General features: G+C 63.6%; 13 protein-coding genes. 9 read left to right on the forward strand and 4 right to left on the reverse strand.

Going from position 1 to position 18,394, the window contains the following annotated elements:
- Positions 1–80 precede the first annotated feature (80 nt).
- The 8 genes from betB (at position 81) to yccS (ending at position 13,480) form a co-directional block, all read left to right on the forward strand.
- A complete protein-coding gene (gene betB / locus AC1MEK_RS22690; protein WP_480398518.1) occupies positions 81–1,553 on the forward strand; it encodes a betaine-aldehyde dehydrogenase in 1,473 nt (490 codons plus the stop codon).
- Between the two features lie 214 nt (positions 1,554–1,767).
- Positions 1,768–3,468, forward strand: a complete 1,701-nt coding sequence (betA, locus tag AC1MEK_RS22695) for a choline dehydrogenase (protein ID WP_480398519.1) — start codon at positions 1,768–1,770, stop codon at positions 3,466–3,468.
- Between the two features lie 177 nt (positions 3,469–3,645).
- Positions 3,646–5,088 (forward strand): TldD/PmbA family protein, encoded by a 1,443-nt coding sequence (locus AC1MEK_RS22700; protein ID WP_480398520.1) that lies wholly within the window; start codon positions 3,646–3,648, stop codon positions 5,086–5,088.
- Positions 5,088–6,413, forward strand: coding sequence for a TldD/PmbA family protein (locus AC1MEK_RS22705; protein WP_480398521.1), 1,326 nt, complete (start codon positions 5,088–5,090; stop codon positions 6,411–6,413). Before AC1MEK_RS22700 ends, AC1MEK_RS22705 begins: the two co-directional genes overlap by 1 nt.
- A gap of 261 nt (positions 6,414–6,674) precedes the next feature.
- Positions 6,675–8,114, forward strand: coding sequence for a multidrug transporter subunit MdtD (mdtD, locus tag AC1MEK_RS22710; protein ID WP_480398522.1), 1,440 nt, complete (start codon positions 6,675–6,677; stop codon positions 8,112–8,114).
- Between the two features lie 222 nt (positions 8,115–8,336).
- Complete coding sequence (gene dbpA / locus AC1MEK_RS22715; RefSeq protein WP_480398523.1) at positions 8,337–9,716, forward strand: ATP-dependent RNA helicase DbpA; 1,380 nt, start codon at positions 8,337–8,339, stop codon at positions 9,714–9,716.
- Between the two features lie 133 nt (positions 9,717–9,849).
- Positions 9,850–11,028, forward strand: a complete 1,179-nt coding sequence (locus AC1MEK_RS22720) for a BaiN/RdsA family NAD(P)/FAD-dependent oxidoreductase (RefSeq protein ID WP_480398524.1) — start codon at positions 9,850–9,852, stop codon at positions 11,026–11,028.
- Positions 11,029–11,272: 244 nt separating this feature from the next.
- Positions 11,273–13,480: a YccS family putative transporter gene (yccS, locus tag AC1MEK_RS22725; RefSeq protein WP_480398525.1), complete on the forward strand. Its 2,208-nt coding sequence runs from the start codon at positions 11,273–11,275 to the stop codon at positions 13,478–13,480.
- Here yccS and AC1MEK_RS22730 read toward each other — a convergent pair.
- Entirely contained in the window at positions 13,461–14,198 is a 738-nt protein-coding gene (locus AC1MEK_RS22730; RefSeq protein ID WP_480398526.1) for a substrate-binding periplasmic protein, read from the reverse strand. The genes yccS and AC1MEK_RS22730 overlap by 20 nt on opposite strands.
- A gap of 219 nt (positions 14,199–14,417) precedes the next feature.
- Here AC1MEK_RS22730 and AC1MEK_RS22735 point away from each other — a divergent pair, with 219 nt between their 5' ends.
- Positions 14,418–14,876 (forward strand): GNAT family N-acetyltransferase, encoded by a 459-nt coding sequence (locus AC1MEK_RS22735; RefSeq protein ID WP_480398527.1) that lies wholly within the window; start codon positions 14,418–14,420, stop codon positions 14,874–14,876.
- Positions 14,877–15,007: 131 nt separating this feature from the next.
- Here the strand turns inward: AC1MEK_RS22735 and AC1MEK_RS22740 are convergent, their stop codons facing one another.
- From AC1MEK_RS22740 to AC1MEK_RS22750, 3 genes are all read right to left on the reverse strand, one after another.
- Positions 15,008–15,304 (reverse strand): winged helix-turn-helix domain-containing protein, encoded by a 297-nt coding sequence (locus AC1MEK_RS22740; RefSeq protein ID WP_480398542.1) that lies wholly within the window; start codon positions 15,302–15,304, stop codon positions 15,008–15,010.
- Positions 15,305–15,534: 230 nt separating this feature from the next.
- Positions 15,535–16,047 carry a YgjP-like metallopeptidase domain-containing protein gene (locus tag AC1MEK_RS22745; protein ID WP_480398528.1) on the reverse strand — a complete coding sequence of 171 codons (513 nt, stop codon included), beginning with the start codon at positions 16,045–16,047 and terminating at the stop codon, positions 15,535–15,537.
- Positions 16,048–16,086: 39 nt separating this feature from the next.
- The gene (locus AC1MEK_RS22750) at positions 16,087–18,228 is read right to left on the reverse strand and encodes a putative bifunctional diguanylate cyclase/phosphodiesterase (protein WP_480398543.1); all 2,142 of its coding nucleotides are present in this window, start codon (positions 18,226–18,228) and stop codon (positions 16,087–16,089) included.
- Positions 18,229–18,394 lie beyond the last annotated feature (166 nt).

An 18,394-nucleotide genomic window follows, 5' to 3' on the forward strand; every position in this document is an offset into this window, starting at 1 on the left:
GTACGGCAGACCGCCGCACACCGATCCCGGCAGCCCAGGCACCCGGATCAACGCCCATCACAGACAACTGCGAGGACTCTATGGCCCGTTTCGAATTGCAAAAACTCTACATTGACGGTGGTTACGTCGACGCCAGCAGCGACGCAACGTTTGAAGCCATCAACCCGGCCAACGGCGAAGTCCTCGCCACGGTTCAACGCGCCAGCAAGGCCGACGTCGAACGCGCCGTCGAGAGTGCCGAAAAAGGCCAGAAAATCTGGGCGGCCATGACCGCCATGGAACGCTCCCGCGTGCTGCGCCGCGCCGTCGACATCCTGCGCGAGCGCAACGACGAACTGGCCGCCCTGGAAACCCTGGACACCGGCAAGGCCATCTCCGAAACCAAATACGTCGACATCGTCACCGGTGCGGACGTGCTGGAGTATTACGCAGGCCTGGTGCCGGCCATCGAGGGGGAGCAGATTCCGCTGCGTAACTCTTCGTTCGTCTACACCCGCCGCGAGCCGCTGGGCGTGACCGTCGGCATCGGCGCCTGGAACTACCCGATCCAGATCGCCCTGTGGAAATCCGCCCCGGCCTTGGCCGCTGGCAACGCGATGATCTTCAAGCCGAGCGAAGTCACCTCGCTGACCACCCTGAAACTGGCGGAGATCTACACCGAGGCCGGCCTGCCCGACGGCGTGTTCAACGTGCTGACCGGCAGTGGTCGCGAAGTCGGCACCTGGCTGACCGAGCACCCGCGCATCGAGAAGGTCTCGTTCACTGGCGGCACCGACACCGGCAAAAAGGTCATGGCCAGCGCGTCGAGTTCGTCGCTCAAGGAAGTGACCATGGAGCTGGGCGGCAAGTCGCCTTTGATCATCTTCGACGACGCCGATCTGGACCGCGCCGCCGACATCGCCATGATGGCCAACTTCTACAGCTCCGGTCAGGTCTGCACCAACGGCACCCGGGTATTCGTGCCCAGCGCACTGAAGGCAGCTTTTGAAGCGAAGATCGTCGAGCGCACCCGGCGCATCCGCGTCGGCAACCCGCAGGACGACAACACCAATTTCGGCCCGCTGGTCAGCTTCGCCCACATGGAAAGCGTGCTGGGCTACATCGCCAAGGGCAAGGAAGAAGGCGCACGCCTGCTGATCGGCGGCGAGCGCATGACCGAAGGCGAATTCGCCAACGGCGCGTTCGTGGCGCCGACCGTGTTCACCGATTGCACCGATGACATGACCATCGTCAAAGAGGAAATCTTCGGCCCGGTGATGAGCATCCTCACCTACGAGACCGAAGAAGAAGTGATCCGCCGCGCCAACGACACCGACTTCGGTCTGGCGGCCGGCCTGGTCACCCGCGACCTCAACCGCGCGCACCGGGTGATTCATCAGCTCGAGGCGGGCATCTGCTGGATCAACGCCTGGGGCGAATCCGACGCCAAGATGCCGGTCGGCGGCTACAAGCAGTCGGGCGTGGGCCGCGAAAACGGCATCAGCTCGCTGGCGCAATACACGCGGCTGAAATCGGTGCAGGTCGAGCTGGGGGATTACGCGTCGGTGTTCTGACCCGAACCGGCCACAAACCCGGCTGACGCCTTCGCGAATAAATTCGCTCCTACAGGGGGAATGCGATCGACCTGTAGGAGCGACCGGGGTGGCGTCCCACTTCATTCGCGAGAGGCCAGCTCAAACAGCGCACTAGCATGGGGTGCTAGGGGTCGAGCATTCGATTGCTCCCCCTCTCCTCTCTCATTGGTCACCTTTCAAGAGGGAGCCTTTTATGTCCCAAGAATTCGACTACATCATCGTCGGCGCCGGCTCTGCCGGTAACACCCTGGCGGCCCGTCTCACCGAAGACGCAGGCGTCACCGTTCTGTTGCTCGAAGCCGGCGGCCCGGACTACCGCGCCGACTTCCGCACTCAGATGCCCGCCGCCCTGGCCTTCCCGCTGCAGGGTCGCCGCTACAACTGGGCCTACGAAACCGACCCCGAGCCGCACATGGACAACCGGCGCATGGAATGTGGTCGGGGCAAGGGCCTGGGCGGCTCATCCTTGATCAACGGCATGTGCTACATCCGCGGTAACGCCATGGACTACGACGGCTGGGCGAAACTGCCGGGGCTGGAGGACTGGTCCTACCTGGACTGCCTGCCGTATTTCCGCAAGGCCGAAACCCGCGACATCGGCCCCAACGACTACCACGGCGGCGAAGGCCCGGTCAGCGTGACCACCCCCAAGGCCGGCAACAATCCGCTGTTCCATGCCATGGTCGAAGCCGGCGTGCAGGCCGGTTACCCGCGTACCGAAGACCTCAACGGCTACCAGCAGGAAGGCTTCGGCCCGATGGACCGCACGGTCACGCCAGCCGGGCGCCGTGCCAGCACCGCGCGCGGCTATCTGGACGTCGCAAAGCAGCGCGACACCCTGACCATCGTCACCCACGCGCTGACCGACCGTATCCTGTTCGACAACAAGCGCGCGGTCGGCGTGGCCTACATGGTCGGCGACAGCGACACGCGCATCGAAGCCCGTGCACGCAAGGAAGTCATCGTCAGCAGCGGCGCCATTGCCTCGCCGCAACTGCTGCAACGCTCCGGCGTCGGCCCTGCGGCGCTGCTGAAAAAGCTCGACATCCCGCTGGTTCACGACCTGCCGGGCGTGGGTGAAAACCTGCAGGATCACCTTGAGATGTACCTGCAGTACGCCTGCAAGGAACCGGTCTCGCTGTACCCCTCGCTGCTGTGGTGGAACCAGCCGGCCATCGGTGCCAAGTGGATGTTCCTGGGCAAGGGCATCGGCGCCAGCAACCAGTTCGAGGCCGGCGGTTTCATTCGCTCGCGCGAAGAGTTCGAGTGGCCGAACATTCAGTACCACTTCCTGCCGGTGGCGATTAACTACAACGGCAGCAACGGCGTGCGCGAACACGGCTTCCAGGCCCACGTCGGCTCCATGCGCTCGCCGAGCCGTGGCCGCGTGCACCTCAAATCGAAGAACCCGCGCGAGTACCCGAGCATCCTCTTCAACTACATGTCCACCGAGCAGGACTGGCAGGAGTTCCGCGACGGCATCCGCCTGACCCGCGAGATCATGGCCCAGCCTGCGCTGGACAAGTACCGGGGCCGCGAGATCAGCCCCGGCATCGAGGTGCAGACCGACGAGCAGCTCGACCGCTTCGTGCGCGAACACGCCGAGACCGCCTTCCACCCGTCCTGCTCGTGCAAGATGGGCACCGACGACATGGCCGTGGTCGACCATCAGGGCCGCGTGCACGGCATACAGAACCTGCGCGTGGTCGATGCCTCGATCATGCCGATCATCACCACCGGCAACCTCAACGCACCGACCATCATGATGGCCGAGAAAATCGCCGACCGGATTCGTGGTCGCCAGCCGTTGCCGCGCAGCACTGCCAAGTACTACGTGGCGGGCGATGCGCCGGTGCGGGGCAAGCCGATGCGGGAGGCGGCGACACCCGTGTAACACGAAACTCCGTAGGAGCGCGCTTGCCCGCGATGCGGTTATCCAGACGCTGCAATAGTGTCTGACCCGCCGTAATCGCGGGCAAGCGCGCTCCTACAGGTTTTGATCGTTCGCACGCTATCGATCCGCGCTATGATTCGGCCCATCGCCCGCCGAATCAGCCAGGAGCCTTCGCGCATGTTCGATTTCTCCGCCCAGCTCAAGCAGCGGTTCGCCGCGCTTCGCAGCAGCGCACAATTCTTCTCCCTGCGATACGTCAAGCAGACCAGCCAGCACCTCTCGGTGCGCAAGAACGTCGCCGAGCCGCCGCAACTGAGCACGGATGAAGGCGCGATGCTCACCGTGCGCCTCAATGGCGTCGAGACCTACGCCGCTACTAACGACATTTCCCAACGCGGCCTGCAGGCTGCCCTCGAACGCGCCGAAACCCAGGCTCGTCTGCTGGCGCCACATGCGTTGCTCGACCTGAGCGAACAGCCGGTCGCCACGGCCCGCGCCGACTACCTCTCGCCAAACCTGGCCAGCGCCTTTCCCTCGCTCAGCGATTGCTACGCCCTGTTGAGCGCCGAATCCGCCTCGGTGCCCAAGGACGAGCGCCTCGTTAACTGGCAGGTCAGCCTGGGCCTGGAAAACGTCGAGCAGATCTACCTCAACAGCGCCGGCGCCGAGCTGCGTCAGGCCCAGCGTTTCGTGTTTCCGGGCCTCAGCGTCACCGCCTACGACGGCCAGGACAGCCAGACCCGCAGCCTGGGCCGTGACAACTTCGGCCAGCAGGGCGGCGCGGAAGTCATCACCTCTTGCGGCATCATCGGCGCGGCGGCGAACGTGGCCGATCAGGCGCTGCAACTCATCATGGCGCCCAACACCCCGACCGGCCCGCGCGATCTGCTGCTGACGCCGGACCAGATGATCCTGCAGATCCACGAATCCATCGGCCACCCGCTGGAGCTGGACCGCATCCTCGGTGACGAGCGCAATTACGCGGGCACGAGCTTCGTCAAAGCCAGCGACTTCGGCCATCTGCAATACGGCTCGGACCTGCTCAACGTGACCTTCGATCCGGACATTCCCGAGCAACTGGCCAGCTACGGTTTCGACGATGACGGCACTGCGGCCAGCAAGCAGTTCCTGATCAAGGACGGCGTGCTGGAGCGGCCGTTGGGCGGGGCGCTGTCGCAATTCAGGTCAGGCCTTCAAGGCGTCGCCAACAGCCGCGCCTGCAGCTGGAACCGCGCGCCGATCGACCGCATGGCCAACCTCAACATCGAGCCGGGCGACAAGTCCATGGCGCAACTGATCGCCGGGATCGAGCACGGCATCCTGATGAGCACCAACCGCTCGTGGTCCATCGATGATGCGCGCAACAAATTCCAGTTCGGCTGCGAGTGGGGCCAGTTGATCGAGAACGGCGAACTCAAGGGCGTGGTGAAGAACCCGAACTACCGCGCCATCTCCGCGCAGTTCTGGCGCAACCTGAGCGCGGTGGGCGATGCCAGCACCTTCAAGGTGCTGGGCACGCCGAACTGCGGCAAGGGCGAACCCAATCAGGTGGTGCGCGTGGGGCATGCCTCGCCTGCGTGCGTGTTCTCCAGAGTCGACGTTTTCGGAGGTGACGCCTGATGTCCCATCAAGAGCAATTCAACGCGCTGGTGCAATGGCTGCGCGAGGCCGTGACGCCAGCCGAGCGCTTCACCCTCAGCTACAACGCCGAAGCCTCGGATTTCATCCGCTTCAACCACGCCAAGGTGCGTCAGGCCGGCCAGGTGCAGCAGGCCAGCGTGTATTTCAAGCTGATCGACAACGGCCGCCATGCCGACCTCAACCTGACCCTGGCAGGTGACAGCGAGCTGGATTGCCAGCGCCTGAGCGAGGCGCTGAATCAACTGCGCGAAACCCTGCCGCTGTTGCCGGTCGACCCGTACCTGCTGCTCAACGACGACGCTTGGCAGAGCGACAACCTGCAGAGCGTGCCGTTGCCGGACGCCGCCCATGTGGTCGGGCAGATCGCACAACTGGGCGAAGGCCTGGATCTGGTCGGCATCTACGCGGCAGGCCCGATCTATCGTGGCTTCGCCAGCTCCAGCGGCGCGCTGGGCTGGCATCAGGCCAACAGCTTCAACTTCGACTGGAGCCTGTTCCACGAGAACGGTCAGGCGGTGAAGGCCAACTACGCCGGGCACCAGTGGGACGACGCCGCCTTCGCCAGCCGCTTCGCCCTGGCCCGCGAGCAACTGACCTTTCTCGGCCAGCCCGCACACACCCTCGCCCCCGGCCAATACCGCGCCTATCTGGCACCGGCCGCGCTGGAAGAAGTGATGGGCATGCTCTGCTGGGGCGGCTTTTCGGCGCAGTCGCTGGCCGACAAGACCAGCCCGCTGCAACGGCTGTACGACGGCCAGGCCGCACTGAGCCCGTTGGTGAGTATCGATGAGCAGGTCAGCGGCTCGCTCTCACCTGCGTTTTCCGGCGAAGGCTATCCGCGTTCGGACCTGGCGCTGGTGGTCGAAGGCGCCGCCCGGGATCGTCTGGTGGACTCGCGCAGCGCCGCCGAATACGGCCTGAACGCTAACGGCGCCGGCTGGGGCGAAGCACCCAGCGCCTTGACCATGAACGGCGGCTCGCTGGCGCTGGACGATGTGCTCAAGGCACTGGGCACGGGGCTGTACATCAGCAACCTGTGGTACCTGAACTTCTCCGACCGCACCGCCGGGCGCATGACCGGCATGACCCGCTTCGCCACGTTCTGGGTCGAGGACGGCCAGATCAAGGCCCCGGTCAGCACCATGCGCTTCGACGACAGCGTTTACAGCCTGTTGGGCAGTGCATTGGAACAATTGACGACCGAGAGGGAACTCATTTTGTCGACGAGCACCTACAGTCAACGTCAGACCGCCTCGAATCTGTTGCCGGGGGCGTTGGTCAGCCGGTTGACCTTGACGTTGTAACAGCGCCTTTGATTCTGCCCGCAGGCGCGAACTTTTGAACGGCTGCTTTTGATTCTGGCCGAAGGCCGTGGGAGCTTGGCTTGCCAGCGATCTGGCGCGAAGCGGCAGCAAAACCAGACACCTTGGCCGTGTCAGAAACCCCGCGTTGCCAGGGTTTGCTGCCGCTGCGCGCCAGATCGCCGACAAGTCGGGCTCCCACGGCCTCCGGCCAGAAGCGTGTACGCGACATCCCGACAAACCTTATAAGGACCCAGGATTCACATGCCCACCACCACGCCGCAACTGGACGCCCGCACCCTGCGCTGGATGCCCTGGGTCATCGCCATCGCGTTTTTCATGCAGAGCCTGGACGGCACCATCCTCAACACCGCGCTGCCGTCCATGGCCCGATCGCTGAACGAAGACCCGCTGCGCATGCAGTCGGTGATCATCGCCTACATGCTGACCATCGCCCTCTTGATCCCTGCGTCGGGCTGGATTTCCGACCGATTCGGGATCAAGCGGATTTTCTTCAGCGCCATCCTGCTGTTCAGTTTCGGCTCGCTGCTGTGCGCGGCGGCCAACTCCCTTGGCATGCTGGTCGCGGCCCGCGTGGTGCAGGGGCTGGGTGGCGCGTTGATGATGCCGGTCGGGCGGCTGATCGTATTGCGGGCCTATCCGCGGACCGAGCTGGTGCGCATCTTGAGCTTCATCACCATGCCCGCCCTGCTCGGCCCGCTGATGGGCCCGACCGTGGGCGGCTGGCTGGTGGAAATCCTCAGCTGGCACTGGATCTTCCTGATCAACATCCCGGTCGGCCTGATCGGTTGCTTTGCCGTGCGCAAGTTCATTCCCGACCTGCAGGGCGGCGGGCGCACGCCGTTCGATTCGGTGGGTTTCCTACTGTTCGGCGCCTCGATGGTGCTGATCACCATCGCCCTCGAAGGCCTGGGCGAACTGCATCTGCCGCACCTGCGCGTGGTGATGCTGCTGTTCGGCGGCATGGCTTGCCTGGCGGCCTATTGGCTGCGCGCCGGGCACGTGGATGCACCGCTGTTCTCGGCCTCGCTGTTTCGCACCCGCAGTTTTGCGGTGGGCATCATGGGCAACCTGTTCGCCCGGCTGGGCAGCGGCGCCTTGCCGTTTCTGGTGCCGCTGATGCTGCAGGTCGGCATGGGTTATTCGCCGTCCCATGCAGGGATGAGCATGATCCCGCTGGCCCTGGCGGCGATGTTCGCCAAACCTGTGGCGACCCGGGCCATCGAGCGCCTGGGCTATCGCATCGTGCTCACCGGCAACACCTTGCTGCTGGGCGCGTTGCTGGCGAGCATGGCGCTGGTGGACGCCGACACATCGTACTGGGTGCTGCTGATTCACCTGGCGTTTCTGGGCGGGGTGAACTCGCTGCAGTTCTCGGCGATGAACGCGGTGACCCTGATCGACCTGGACGACGCCAGCGCGGCCAGCGGCAACAGCCTGTTGTCGGTGGTGGCGCAGTTGTCGCTCAGCCTTGGGGTGGCCTGTGCGGCAGCGTTGCTCGGCGGCTTCACCGATGACGTGGCGACCGGCGAGGTGAGTAGCGTGCTCGGCGCGTTCCAGCTGACGTTCCTGTGCGTCGGGGTGCTGGCGATGCTGGCGGCATCGATCTTCCTGCAATTGTCGCCACGCATGCCGCCCGAGGTGCCGACGCGCAAGCCGACCGAACCCGAAATCGAGGCATAACGCCGGGCCTGACACCCCAAAACTCATCTGTGGGAGTGAGCTTGCTCACGAAGAGGCCGGTACATCCGCTGTATTGTTGGCGGCTGATACAAAGCATTCGTGAGCAAGCTCACTCCCACAGGTCATGACTGTGCATAACTCACACCATTTATCGCCCTCACCCACTGGGTGGGGGCCGCGACCTGATACACTGCGCGACATTTTGTTTTGCAGGCCTCCCTTGTGACTAACACCGCGTTCAACTCACTGCCCCTTTCCGCTGCCATGCTGGCTAACCTGGAGTCCCTTGGTTATGCCCAGATGACGCCGATTCAGGCGCAGAGCCTGCCGGTGATGCTCAAGGGCCTGGACCTGATCGCCCAGGCCAAGACCGGCTCGGGCAAGACCGCCGCGTTCGGCATCGGCCTGCTCAATCCGATCAACCCGCGTTACTTCGGCTGCCAGGCGCTGGTGCTCTGCCCGACCCGCGAGCTGGCCGATCAGGTGGCCAAGGAAATCCGCCGCCTGGCCCGCGCCGAGGACAACATCAAGGTCCTGACCCTGTGCGGCGGCGTGCCCTTCGGCCCGCAGATCGGCTCGCTGGAGCACGGCGCGCACATCATCGTCGGCACCCCGGGGCGCATTCAGCAGCACCTGCGCAAAGGCTCGCTGGTGCTCGACGGGCTCAACACCCTGGTGCTGGACGAAGCCGACCGCATGCTCGACATGGGCTTCTACGACGCCATCGAAGACATCATCCAGCAGACGCCGGAGCGTCGGCAGACCCTGCTGTTCTCGGCAACCTACCCGGTCGGCATCAAGCAGCTGGCCTCCAAGTTCATGCGTGATCCGCAGACCGTGAAGGTCGAGGCGCTGCACGATGACAGCCAAATCGAGCAGATCTTCTACGAAATCGCCCCCGAACAGCGCCTGGAAGCGGTGGTCAAGGTTCTCGATCACTTCCGCCCGCAATCCTGCGTGGCGTTCTGCTTCACCAAGCAGCAGGTGCAGGACGTGGTCGATCACCTGAATGCCAAGGGCATGTCGGCGGTCGGCCTGCATGGCGACCTGGAGCAGCGTGACCGCGATCAGGTGCTGGCGATGTTCGCCAACCGCAGCACCTCGGTGCTGGTGGCCACCGACGTCGCCGCGCGCGGCCTGGACATCGATGCGCTGGACATGGTGATCAACGTCGAACTGGCGCGCGATTCGGAAATCCACATCCACCGCGTCGGCCGTACCGGTCGCGCAGGCGAGAAAGGTCTGGCGATCAGCCTGGTGTCGCCTTCGGAAAGCCAGCGCGCCCGCGCCATCGAAGAGCTGCAGAAAGCGCCGCTGAACTGGCAGCAGTACGACCAGTTGAAGCGCAAGGAAGGCGGCAAGCTGCTGCCGCCGATGAGCACCCTGTGCATCGCCTCGGGCCGCAAGGACAAACTGCGCCCCGGCGACATCCTCGGCGCGCTGACCGGCGAGGCAGGCATCCCCGGCACCCAGGTCGGCAAGATCGCGATTTTCGACTTCCAGGCCTACGTGGCCGTGGAGCGCGGCATCGCCAAACAGGCGCTGGACCGCCTGAACAGCGGCAAGATCAAGGGCAAGTCGGTGCGGGTGCGGATTCTCTGATCTCGCCGAAACCGCGCTGCCCCCTTCGTGAGCAAGCTCACTCCCACAGCAGGCCTGGACGCCCGTTCTGTGGGAGTGAGCTTGCTCACGAAGGCTGACTCCCAGCCACCACTGAATCTCCGAGGACACCGCTTTGCCCGTTACTGACGTTGTGATCATCGGCGCTGGCGCCGCCGGTTTGATGTGTGCCTTCACTGCGGCCAACCGTGGCCGCCGGGTGATGCTGATCGATCACGCCAACAAACCGGGCAAGAAGATCCTCATGTCCGGCGGCGGGCGCTGCAACTTCACCAACATGTACACCGAGCCCGCCAACTTCCTTTCGCAGAACCCGCACTTCTGCAAATCGGCACTGGCGCGCTACACCCAGTGGGACTTCATCGAGATGGTGTGCAAGCACGGCGTGCCGTACCACGAGAAGAAACTCGGCCAGCTGTTCTGTGACAACAAGTCCAGCGACATCCTCGGCATGCTGCTCAGCGAATGCGACGACGCCGGGGTCAGCCTGCACATGGACACCTCGGTGCAGACCATCGAGAAGCTCGAGGGCGGCTACCTGCTGCAAACCACACTGGGCGACATCCGCTGCGAATCGCTGGTGATCGCCACCGGCGGGCTGTCGATTCCGACCCTGGGCGCCACCGGTTTCGGCTATCAGGTGGGCAAGCAGTTCGGCCACACCCTGCTGCCGACCCGCGCGGGCCTGGTGCCGTTCACCATCACCGACCAGCTCAAGGAGCTGTGCACCGAGCTGACTGGCACTTCGGTGGATGCCTTGGTGAGCTGCAACGACACAAGTTTCCGCGAGAACATCCTGTTCACCCACCGCGGCCTGAGCGGCCCGGCGATCCTGCAGATTTCCTCGTTCTGGAACCCGGGCGACACGGTGGAAATCAACCTGATGCCCGACCATGACGCGCACACTTGGCTCACAGAGCAACAGGCGCAGCGCCCCAACAGCGAGCTGAAAACCCTGCTGGGCGAAATCTTCACCAAGAAGATGGCCAACCTGATTGCCGAACAGTGGTTCGTGTCCAAGCCAATGAAGCAGTACACCCATGCGGAGCTGGCCGACATCGCCGGAAAACTGGCGAGCTGGCAGGTGGTGCCGGCGGGCACCGAGGGCTATCGCACCGCCGAGGTGACGCTGGGCGGCATCGATACCCGGGAAGTGTCCTCCAAGACCATGGAATCACTGAAATCCCCCCGCCTGTATTTCATCGGCGAGGTGCTGGATGTCAGCGGCCACCTGGGCGGCTTCAACTTCCAGTGGGCCTGGGCGTCGGCGTATGCGGCGGCGCAGTTTGTCTGAAGGAATGCAGATCCCCTGTAGGAGCAATCCGAGGTAACGAGGGTCGCGAATGCGGTGGACCAGGCGCTAAAGATGTATCGGCTGTGCGGGCCTCTTCGCGACCCTCGTAACCTCGGATTGCTCCTACAGGATCTGCGGCGTGCCTGGGAGGCGGAATAAATTTTGCTAAGCCGATGTACAGCGCCCATCAGGCGCTGTACATATCACTGTGCAGATTTGAATTGCGAACAGGCTGTTGGCGTACATGGCATCGAAATCGTTGCGTAATACCTTCCGCCGCCTCTGGGCGCTGGACAAGTTTTCCTACAGCGTGCGGGTATTCATCGCACTGACCGGCAGCATGGCGCTGTGCTGGTACCAGAACGAAATGTCGCTGGTCATCCCGCTGTTCCTGGGGATTATCGCCAGCGCCCTGTCCGAAACCGACGACAGCTGGCAAGGCCGCCTCAATGCGCTGGCCGTGACGCTGGTGTGTTTCAGCATCGCGGCGCTGTCCGTGGAGCTGCTGTTCCCCTACCCCGTGATCTTCATTTGCGCCTTTGCGCTGGCCGCCTTCTGCCTGACGATGCTCGGCGCCCTGGGCGAGCGCTATGGCGCCATCGCCTACGCCACCCTGATTCTGTCGGTCTACACCATGATCGGCGTCGACCAGCGCGGCGGCGAGGTGACCGATTTCTGGCACGAGCCCATGCTGCTGGTGGCGGGCGCAGCGTGGTACGGCCTGCTGTCTGTGCTGTGGCAGATGCTGTTTTCCAACCAGCCGGTGCAGCAGGCGCTGGCGCGGTTGTTCCGCGAATTGGGGCTGTACCTGAAGCTCAAGTCCGAACTGTTCGAACCGATCCGCACCCTGGACGTCGAGGCCCGGCGCCTGGAGCTGGCCAAGCAGAACGGCAAGGTGGTCGCCGCGCTCAACGTGACCAAGGAAATCATCCTCAACCGGGTCGGCAGCGGTCGCCCGGGCTCGAAGGTCAGCCGCTACCTGAAGCTGTATTTCCTCGCCCAGGACGTGCACGAACGCGCCAGTTCCTCGCACTATCCGTACAACTCGCTGGCCGAGGCGTTTTTCCACAGTGACGTGCTGTTCCGCTGCCAGCGCCTGCTGCGCCAGCAGGGCAACGCCTGCCGTGATCTGTCGGTGTCGATCCAGCTGCGCCAGCCGTTCGTGTACGACGACAGTTTCGCCCATGCGCTGGATGACCTGCGCGCCTCCCTGGAACACCTGCGCATCCAGAGCAACCCGGCCTGGCGCGGCCTGTTGCGCTCGCTGCGCGCCCTGGCCAACAACCTCGCGACACTGGACCGCCTGCTCAGCGACGCCAGCAATCCCGATGCACTGGCCGACGCCACCGACAGCAGCCTGCTGGACCGCTCGCCACGCAACCTCAAGGACGTCTGGACGCGCCTGCGCCTGCAACTGACGCCGACTTCCCTGCTGTTCCGCCACGCCCTGCGCCTGCCGCTGGCGCTGGTGGTCGGCTACATCATGCTGCACCTGATTCATCCGTCGCAGGGCTACTGGATCATCCTGACCACGGTCTTCGTCTGCCAGCCGAGCTACGGCGCGACCCGGCGCAAGCTGGGCCAGCGGATTATCGGCACGGCCATCGGCCTGACCGCGGGCTGGATTCTGTTCGACCTGGTGACCACGCCGATCCTGCAATCGATGTGCGCGGTGCTGGCCGGGGTGGTGTTCTTCGTCAACCGCACCACGCGCTACACGCTGTCGACAGCGGCGATCACGGTGATGATCCTGTTCTGCTTCAACCAGGTGGGCAACAGTTACGGGCTGTTCCTGCCGCGCCTGATGGACACCCTGCTGGGCAGCCTGATCGCGGGGCTTGCGGTGTTCCTGTTCCTGCCCGACTGGCAGGGCCGACGCCTGAACAAGGTGCTGGCCAACACGCTGACCTGCAACAGCGTTTACCTGCGCCAGATCATGCAGCAATACGCCAAGGGCAAGAGCGACGACCTCGCGTATCGCCTGGCCCGACGCAACGCGCACAACGCCGACGCGGCGCTGTCGACCACCCTGGCGAACATGCTGATGGAGCCTGGGCACTTTCGCAAAGAGGCTGACGTGGGCTTCCGCTTCCTGGTGCTGTCCCACACGCTACTCAGTTATCTGTCAGGCCTGGGCGCCCATCGCGGCACCGAACTGCCGGACGAAGTGCGCGAGCAGCTGATCGAAGGCGCCGGCGCGCACCTGGCCGCGAGTATCGATGAAATCGCCCAGAGCCTGGCCACGCGCGAACCGGTCGCGGTGCAGAGCGACAGCGAAGAAGCGCTGGCGGTGGATCTGGAACAGATGCCCGAGGAAATCGACGAAGGTCAGCGTCTGGTGCAGACCCAACTGGCGCTGATCTGCCGCCAGCTCGGCCCATTGCGCACACTGGCGGCGCACCTGATCAAGGACCCGGCCAAGGAAGCCGAGATCACAGACCGTGCAGCTTGAGCAGCTTGTCGTAACTGCCATCGGCCTTCATCGCGGCGATGGCCTTGTCGAAGTCGGCGACGATCTTATCGTGGCCCGGAGTTTTCAGGCTGACGAGGATGAACAACCCGTTTTCGCTGAGTGATTGCGGCAGGAATTCGACGTTGTCGCGCACCTCGTCCGGCTCGCGACTGAGCGCCACGCGGGCGGCGTACTCATCTTCGACCGTCAGCTCGACCCGCCCCGCTGCCAGCATGCGCACCGCCGTCGAAAAACTCGCCACCGGCACTTTTTTCAGGTCCATGTCGTCGTCGAACGCCGGCGAATAGGCATAGCTACGCACCACGGCAATCGAGTACGGGTGCAATTGGCGCAGGTTCTGGTATTCGACGCTCGAGGATTTGCGCTTGAGAAAACGCAGGCGATTGACCAGATACTCCCGGGAGAACTGGCCGATCTGCGTGCGATCCTCGCTGTACCAGGCGTTGATCAGCACGTCATAGCGGCCTTCGCCGACGCCATGCACCGCACGCGCCCAAGGCACCTGCTCATACTCGGTGGTGTAACCGGCGCGCCCCAGTGCGGTGCGGATCAGGTCGGTGGACAGGCCATCGTTGAGCAACGAGACATCGGCGTAGGGCGCCCAGGCGTCGCCGACCAACCGCAGCGTCTGGGCGGATGCGCCCTGGACGATCAACAGCACTCCCAGCAACACCACGGCTCGTACCCAACGCGACATGCTCCGAATCCTTAGACGCATAAAAACGATGGCAACTGGCCTTCAGTGAAGACTTTTTCGGGTGGTTTCACAACTCACACAAACATGAAACTTTGTGCGTCAGTTCAAGAAATCGGTTCAACGCAACATCCGTCCAATTCCGGACTTCGCGTATGGATTTGGGCTTGGCGCATTAAGCGTTTAGTATCCGGCATGGACTTTTTTTCGTGAGCAGGCTTGATGTCTATCAACTGGATTTGCAAACACCATACCGCCCTGAGCAAAGAGCAGCTGTACGCCATCCTGCAGCTGCGTACGCAGGTGTTCGTGGTGGAGCAGAAGTGCCCCTATCAGGAAGTCGACGGCCTTGATCTGCTGGGCGATACCCGCCACTTGATGGCCTGGCAGGGCGACGAGCTGGTGGCCTATCTGCGCCTGCTCGACCCGATCCAGCAGGACGGCGACGTGACCATCGGCCGGGTCGTGACTGCCCCATCGATGCGCAACAAGGGCATGGGCCATGAGTTGATGGTGCAGGCGCTGGAACACGCCGAACGCAACTGGCCCGATCAGCCGATCTACCTCTCGGCGCAGGCGCACCTGCAGGGCTATTACAGCCGCTACGGTTTCAACCCGGCGGGCGAGGTGTATGTCGAGGATGGCATTCCGCACATTGGCATGCGGCGGGATCTGGATTAACCACAGCGATACCCTCTGTAGGAGCGACCGGGGTGGCGCTCCACTTCATTCGCGAAGGTGGTTCAGCCGACACATCTCTGTCGCCCGAACCACCTTCGCGAATGAATTCGCTCCTACAGAGGTCCTTGCTTTCAGGGATAACCGAGGACGGCCTTGATCTGCTGCAGATTCGTGTCGATCCATTGGCGATCAATCGCGCCCCAGTCGCGAATCCGGTAACTGCCCGCGTGGTTGCGCCCGCCGTCCAGCTGCTCGAACTCACAGACGATATCCAGATCCGCCAGCGCCGCGATGGTGTCCTGGGCGGTGCGGCGCGGCATGCCGGTGACCTCGGTCAGGGCCGGGACGCTGCTGGCGGTTTCGCTGTCGATCAGATACGCCACGTACAGGCGCCGGTAGAAGCTGCTCTTGGTCTTGCTGACGTCCATCGTCAGGTCCTTGTGCGTGAAGGTGCGCGCCATGCTCTCACAACCCAAACACCAAAACACCGCCCCTCGTAGCAGCACGGCTTGCCGGCCGGGGCGTCCGTAAGATCGCTCCCGCTGGCAAGCCATGCTGCTACGGGTGTCTGTTGCCGGCCGGATCCTCGCTCTCGTAGCAGCACGGCTTGCCGGCGGGGCGTCGGTGAGATCGATATCGCCGGCAAGTCGGACTGCTATTACGCGCCCTGCATATCCCGCCAGGTCAGGTAGATGCGCAGGTCGAACTCCAGCTGGTGATACCCCGGCTGCATGTGCTCGCACAATTTATAGAAGGCCTTGTTGTGCTCGGTCTCCTTGAAGTGCGCCAGCTCGTGGACCACGATCATTTTCAAAAACTCGGGCGCTGCGTCCTTGAACAGCGTGGCGACGCGGATTTCCTTCTTGGCCTTGAGCTTGCCGCCCTGCACTCGCGAAACCGTGGTGTGCAGCCCCAATGCGCGATGGGTGAGGTCCAGGCGGTTGTCGAACAGCACCTTGTCGATGTTCGGCGCGTTGCGCAGGTGTTCCTGCTTGAGGGCCAGCGCGTAGGCATACAGCGCCTTGTCGCTCTGCACTTCGTGGCGCGCCGGGTAGCGCTGTTGCAGGTAGGCGCCCAGTTTGTCCTGGGCGATCAGCTGGCGAACCTGATCCTGCAGGTTCGCAGGATAGGCCTGCAGGTATTTGAGCGGCGTGACTGAAGTGGCGGTCATGGTCGGACTGAAAAATCGCAAAGACGCCAGTCTACCCTGTCAGTCATGGCCGAGCAGCGGGTCTTTGGTCGGCAGCAGGGTCGGCTCGACAAAACGCAGCGCCTCTTCGGGCGTTTGCGGGTGGGCCAGCAGAAAGCCCTGGATGATCTCGCAACCGTTCTCCACCAGCCACTGATACTGCTCCAGCGTCTCGACGCCCTCGGCGATCACTTCGATATCCAGCAAACGGCACATGTCGATGATGCTGCGCGCCACTGCCAGATCGCGCGGCGAGCTCATCATGCCGCCGATGAAGTGGCGGTCGATCTTGAGGGTGTCCAGGTCCAGGTTGCGCAAATGCGCCAGCGAGCTGTCACCGGCGCCGAAGTCATCCAGCGACACCCGCACGCCGATGTCATGCAGCTGCTGCAGTTGTTTGCGGCTGTGCACCAGGTTGTGCACCAGCGACGGCTCGGTGATTTCCACTTCAAGCTGGCGCGGCTTCAAGCCGTGCAGATGAATGGCGCGGGAAAGCTCCGACGCCAGGTTGGGCATGCTGAACTGCGCCGGGCTGACGCTGACGCTCATGACCAGATCGTCCGGGAACACCCCGTCCCAGCGATGACGCTGGGCCGCGCCCTGTTCGAAAATCCAGCTGCCGAGCTTGTTGATCAGCCGGGTTTCCTCCAGCAGCGGAATGAACAGGCTCGACGGCACGTCGCCCGCGTCCGGGTGATTCCAGCGCAACAGTGCCTCGAAACCGCGGGTGCGGCCGGTCACCACGTTGATCTGCGGCTGGTAGACGATGGAGAAATCCTTGCCTTCGATGGCCGTGCGCACGCTTTCTTCGAGCATCAGCCGCGAGCGGGCGCGGCCGTTCATGTACTGGTCGTAGAACCGGTACTGCTGGCGCCCGGCCCGCTTGGCCTCGTACATGGCGATGTCGGCAGCGCGCAGCAGGCCGTCCAGGTTGGTGCCGCAATCGGGGTAGACGGCGATGCCGATGCTGGCGCCCAGGGTCGCTTCGATGCCGTCGACCTGGCGCCGGACCGAAACACGCTCGATGAGTTTTTCCGCGACTTTGGCCGCATGTTCGGGGAAATCCAGCCCGTCGATGACCACCACGAATTCGTCACCGCCCATGCGCGCCAGCACGTCATAAGGGCGCAGGCATTCCTTCAATTGCTCGGCCACCCAGATCAGTACCTGATCGCCGGCGTCGTGCCCCAGCGAGTCATTGACGTGCTTGAAGCCGTCCAGATCCAGATAAAGCACCACCAGGTATTTCCCGGCGTGCTCGTTGCGCACCAGCATGCCTTCGACGGTCTGGTAGAAGCCGCGGCGATTGAGCAGACCGGTCAGCGAATCGGTCACCGCCTGGTGTTCGAGCTGGCTGTAGAGGTCGCGCACCACCGACATGTCGAGCACGCTGAGCACCATGGCTTTCTGCTCTTCGGGCAGCGGCGCGCAGGACAAGGCCACCGGCACCTGGCGCCCCTCGGGCGTGCGCAGAATCGCATCGTGCACGCGGTAGGTGTCTGCGCGGCGATAGTGGTGATAGAAGCCCGAGTCGGTCCATTCGTCGACAAAGGGCTCCTGCAGGTAACGGCACAGCGACGTGCCGCGCAGCTCGCCGTCGGTCATGCCCAGCAGGCGGCAGATGGCCGGGTTGGCGAAGCTGATGGTGCCGTCTTCGCTGACCACCAGGATGCCCTCGGCGACATTGGCCAGCACCGAGGCGTTGAACGCCCTCGCCGATTCCAGCTCGCGGCTGAGCTTCTGCAAGGCGCGGCGATTCTGCTGATGTTCCAGCAGGGCCTGGACCTTGGGCTTGAGGACATTGGGGTCGAACGGTTTGAACAGGTAATCCACCGCGCCGCTGGCGTAACCCTTGTGCACGGCGTCACGGGACTGCTCGTTGGCCGTCAGGAAAATAATGGGGGTCAAGCGCGTTCGCTGGCTGCCGCGCATCAGGCGCGCGACTTCGAAGCCGTCCATTTCCGGCATCTGCACATCGAGCAGGACGATGTCCACGTCGACGTCCAGAAGCAGACCCAACGCTTCCATGCCCGAGCTGGCCGTGACGATCTCCCAGTCCTGTCGTTGCAGGACCGCACGCATCGTGACCAGGTTTTCGGGGTAGTCATCGACTACCAACAGGACTGATTTGCCATTAGGTGGCTGGGATTGCACGCATTCCATGCTGCTACTCATTTCACGTTACTGCCTGGTGAAAGGGCTCCGCCCGCGATTCGGGTGACCTTTACTCTAGCCCCGAATGGGAAAAAGAGAAGTCGAGCCACCGTTGTGCCATCTCTAAATAATACACAAGCCGACTAACGGTATCTCCCCCAATAGCCCTATTCAA

This window comes from Pseudomonas sp. 2 (genome assembly GCF_056627435.1).

Coding starts and splice junctions, on each gene's coding strand:
- betB (WP_480398518.1), top strand. CDS start 81: ATGGCCCGTTTCGAATTGCAAAAACTCTACATTGACGGTGGTTACGTC.
- betA (WP_480398519.1), top strand. CDS start 1,768: ATGTCCCAAGAATTCGACTACATCATCGTCGGCGCCGGCTCTGCCGGT.
- AC1MEK_RS22700 (WP_480398520.1), top strand. CDS start 3,646: ATGTTCGATTTCTCCGCCCAGCTCAAGCAGCGGTTCGCCGCGCTTCGC.
- AC1MEK_RS22705 (WP_480398521.1), top strand. CDS start 5,088: ATGTCCCATCAAGAGCAATTCAACGCGCTGGTGCAATGGCTGCGCGAG.
- mdtD (WP_480398522.1), top strand. CDS start 6,675: ATGCCCACCACCACGCCGCAACTGGACGCCCGCACCCTGCGCTGGATG.
- yccS (WP_480398525.1), top strand. CDS start 11,273: ATGGCATCGAAATCGTTGCGTAATACCTTCCGCCGCCTCTGGGCGCTG.
- AC1MEK_RS22730 (WP_480398526.1), bottom strand. CDS start 14,198: ATGTCGCGTTGGGTACGAGCCGTGGTGTTGCTGGGAGTGCTGTTGATC.
- AC1MEK_RS22735 (WP_480398527.1), top strand. CDS start 14,418: ATGTCTATCAACTGGATTTGCAAACACCATACCGCCCTGAGCAAAGAG.
- AC1MEK_RS22740 (WP_480398542.1), bottom strand. CDS start 15,304: ATGGACGTCAGCAAGACCAAGAGCAGCTTCTACCGGCGCCTGTACGTG.
- AC1MEK_RS22745 (WP_480398528.1), bottom strand. CDS start 16,047: ATGACCGCCACTTCAGTCACGCCGCTCAAATACCTGCAGGCCTATCCT.
- AC1MEK_RS22750 (WP_480398543.1), bottom strand. CDS start 18,228: ATGGAATGCGTGCAATCCCAGCCACCTAATGGCAAATCAGTCCTGTTG.